This is a genomic window from Oleiphilus sp. HI0123 (assembly GCF_001635315.1).
In genome coordinates this window covers 1-677 of the sequence record NZ_LWGE01000603.1, presented here as the reverse complement: position 1 = coordinate 677, position 677 = coordinate 1, and the positions used below count along the sequence as shown (strand labels likewise).

Genomic DNA, 677 nt, shown 5'->3' with positions numbered 1-677 from the left:
CTCTGCTCGATCAACAACTTCAAGCCCAAGGCGCGTTAGAATCTCTTCTATTTCAGCTGTCTCTACCTTCAAGCCTAAGAGCGACTCAACTTTAGTTTCACGCAAGGTCACAGTCGAAGACTTAGGAAGCGTCTCTGCATCACTTTCTTCAACGATTGGGCCAGCTTTGCCGCCGACAATATCGATTAATAAGCGCGTTGCACGTTCCATTGCCTCGTGCTGCAGCGCATAATCAACACCTCGTTCAAAACGGTGTGAAGAGTCTGTATGCAAGCCATAAGAGCGTGCTTTACCCGCAATCGCCAAGGGTGCAAAGAAGGCACATTCCAAAAAGATGTTCTGAGTTGTAGCGCTAACACCTGAGGCTTCGCCACCCATGATACCTGCGATTGCAAGTGGAGTGTTTTCATCTGCAATAACCAAGGTGTCATCACGAAGTTCAACTTCCTGACCATCCAACAAGGTTAGTTTTTCAGCATTTTCAGCTTGACGTACATTGATTGAGCCATTCAGCTTATCTAAATCAAATGCATGCATTGGCTGACCGAGCTCAAGCAAAATATAGTTGGTTACGTCAACGGCAGGATCAATACTACGTAAACCGCAGCGACGTAACTTTTCTTGCAGCCATAATGGTGAAGGCTTAGTTAGGTCGACACCTTCAATGACGCGTCCCA

General features: G+C 46.7%; 1 protein-coding gene. It reads right to left on the bottom strand.

Features of this window, described 5'->3' with window-relative positions; genetic code table 11:
* On the bottom strand, positions 1-677 hold a 677-nt coding region (locus tag A3761_RS05470), incomplete at both ends, for a phenylalanine--tRNA ligase beta subunit-related protein (RefSeq protein WP_255374920.1).